This is a genomic window from Halomonas jincaotanensis (genome assembly GCF_018448785.1).
Lineage (GTDB): Bacteria > Pseudomonadota > Gammaproteobacteria > Pseudomonadales > Halomonadaceae > Halomonas > Halomonas jincaotanensis.
In genome coordinates this window covers 1-2,273 of record NZ_JAHCLU010000049.1, presented here as the reverse complement: position 1 = coordinate 2,273, position 2,273 = coordinate 1, and the positions used below count along the sequence as shown (strand labels likewise).

Below are 2,273 nucleotides of genomic sequence, written 5' to 3'. Positions count from 1 at the left end.
CGATCCAGAACCCCCCAGGTAAAAGCGCCATGCGCACCTCCGCCCTGAAGGGCGAGGTTAATGAGCTTGGGTTTCTGAATGTTAATCCCGTCTTATTCATGACGCGAAAGCCGAATGAGAATTTATTTGATGAAAATCATTTGATTACGAGCCATCGAGAGGCTGTGGTTCGCCTCACAAGTGGGTGAAAGTGCACCGGCTGAACGAAAACATCTTAACGATTTGATTTTATTAATATTTCTGTAGATCTTTAGAGCTTGCGACGAATAAGACGGGTTAATGGGGGTAGGTTTCGGATTCATGGGGTCTGTCCTGTTAAGTGCTGGATAGGCCGCCTGCATTATTGCTTGAGTTCAGGTTATAGCCGTGCACATGAGCTACTCGCAGCATAAAGACAGGACGAGAGAGTTATCTGTTTGGTGGCGAACATAGCCGCCCGACGCTGGAGAATAAGGAATTGCTTGTGAGAGATCGGCGTCTCGATCGACTGACGGTTTCCTTGACTCGAAGTGGCCCCCGAAATTTGGACTAGGCGCTAATCTCTGATCATACCGACAGGAGAGCCTAACCATGAGTCGTAAGCGTCAGGGTTTAGTTAATAACGTCTACGATCCCCGGTATTACGCCAGTTACGATTCGAGTTCTGCTAAAGCCGTGGTGATAGCTACGGAATACTGGCCTTCCGTCAGTCCCCAGTGGCTAAGCACATCAGGATCGGGTGTTTCATTCGTCGCGGCGCGAAGCTCTTCGGCGTTTTTATCCTCAAAGCAATGCTTGGCATACGTCTTAGCCTGGGTGTCACTTAGCTGATCGATTAGTTGCATATTGATTCCTCGTGATAGTGGGTTATGACATTGTAAATTCGCTCTGGGCGTGGAGAGCGATTTCGTTAAGCGGCTTTGGCGCAGCGTGAAGTACGAATGCGTGTACCTGAAAGCCTTCGGGAATGGCGCCCAGCTTGAGGCGCCCTTGATTGCCGTCGATGGCCTAGCTCACCCGCTGGGGCAGCGGCGGGCTCGGGGCCTCGGGCTCGGCCGCACTGTGGGGCTGTATCGAGGAACGGTAGTCAAGCGGGGATTGCCAGCACGCGCCGCTAGGGCTAGAAGTCAGTACGATTGGGCTGAGGGGGGTTCGTCCAGCCCCGCTCATCTGGGGTCGATCACTGAACTCGTTCAGCTTGGGTTTGCTCGGCTTACGGTGCCAGGAGGCTTTCGACTCGCCTCGAGCAGACCCCGGGCTCAGCGCCACCATGACTAACGCCAGGCCCACGGAAGCCAGTAAGATTCGCACGCTAGGCGAATCCTGAGCGGTGATAGCCAAAAGCAAGGCTATCGTACCAAGCGCTAGGGCAAAGATGGTTTTCATAATACTTTCCTCACAGGGGTTCGACCTGATGCTGGGGCTTCATGACATGGAGGAGGATTTGACGAAGCCGCCCCTCCATGACCTTTCGCTCGACCTTCTGCTCGTAAACCCTTACACGGCACTCCAGGCACGGTCCCAAACAGCGTTCTTCGCCATGAGAAATGAAAGGTGATAGGCCATGAGTCGGCATCTGTCAGGCCAAGGGCAAAGATTACTCGGCGCGAACAGCGCATGAGACGATCCACTAAACCAAGGCCAAAATCGAAGCGCGGGCCGAAGAATGAGATACTGTCGAACAATCGGCCTACGAAAAGAAAGGGGCGCCACCTTCCCTGTAGCGCAGAGCGCAACGTCCTGTTTAGGCATTTCCTTTGCCACGCTTACCCTTAGCATAACCCTCAAGGCACGCACTCACAGTGCGCTGGCGTACGGAGCATTGTGGAATCGCCATAAGTACAGGCTCCGGCTTGGTGCTCAAAGCCCTTCTGCTGGTGCATGGCAAAGATTGATAGTTTTTCAAACGCCCCTTTTTTAAGGGGACCAAAAATCATCAAACTGGCACTGTACCAGCTCTCGCTCGATAGCCTGCCGCATGAATTCGGCACGGTTGCGGTGCCTATGGGGCCGTCCCTGGGCCATCAGTCGGTCGATAGCCGCCACCAGCTCCGACTCGACGCTCACTATCAACCGCACGGGTCGGACAAATTGCCGGGGATTCTTGCTAATTGCTCTCCAATCGCTTGGGCTTCTCATCGAAAGGCCTAATCCCGCCTTATTCACCGAGCTGAGATAGAAAAGAAGATGGCGAGCAGTTTCTCTTGTAGAATCAGGATGTTCCTGCCAGAACACGATTCAAGAGGACTACTCGCCATGGGTGAAAGCTTATCCACCTGGACTCCCTCCTGCAA

The 2,273-nt window shown here is 53.6% G+C and carries 2 protein-coding genes; one reads left to right on the top strand and one right to left on the bottom strand.

The window, feature by feature from the left end; genetic code table 11:
- The coding region (locus KG088_RS19385; RefSeq protein WP_213828260.1) for a hypothetical protein at positions 1-188 on the top strand (188 nt) is incomplete at its 5' end.
- A 441-nt stretch (positions 189-629) separates the two neighbouring features.
- On the opposite strand, the gene KG088_RS19380 is transcribed toward KG088_RS19385, so the two are convergent.
- Positions 630-824: a hypothetical protein gene (locus KG088_RS19380; protein ID WP_213828259.1), complete on the bottom strand. Its 195-nt coding sequence runs from the start codon at positions 822-824 to the stop codon at positions 630-632.
- Positions 825-2,273: the final 1,449 nt, after the last annotated feature.

What these genes read in the sequence shown, in the direction of transcription:
- KG088_RS19380 (WP_213828259.1), bottom strand. Translation starts at nt 824, where the DNA reads ATGCAACTAATCGATCAGCTAAGTGACACCCAGGCTAAGACGTATGCC.